General features: G+C 41.0%; 1 tRNA gene. It reads right to left on the bottom strand.

Features of this window, described 5'->3' with window-relative positions:
- Positions 1 to 220: 220 nt before the first annotated feature.
- Positions 221 to 297, bottom strand: a tRNA-Ala gene (locus KEM09_RS21870).
- Positions 298 to 315: the final 18 nt, after the last annotated feature.

Raw genomic sequence — 315 nt, 5'->3', positions numbered from 1 at the left:
TCTTTTGCTTTTGCTTACAGCTCATAGCTGATGGCTCTTAGCTTGTGATATCGTTGGAATCGAACCAACTTTAAACCATTATATCTTTCTTTTTAAGCTTCTAGCCTTTAGCTGATGGCTGTTAGCTTATTTTCATGATGTTGATTCTTAACACTGACCATTGTCTGGTGTTTTTTCTTTTTTTTGCCAGTAGCTATTGGCTAATAGCTATAAGCTTTTTTGGTGGAGAATATCGGAGTCGAACCGATGACCTCCTGCGTGCAAGGCAGGCGCTCTAGCCAGCTGAGCTAATCCCCCATTTCATTTAGCTGCTAG

The sequence above is a fragment of the Carboxylicivirga mesophila genome (assembly GCF_018271975.1).
Lineage (GTDB): Bacteria > Bacteroidota > Bacteroidia > Bacteroidales > Marinilabiliaceae > Carboxylicivirga > Carboxylicivirga mesophila.
The sequence above is the reverse complement of the archived record's forward strand: the minus strand, read 5'-3'. Positions and strand labels throughout refer to the sequence as shown.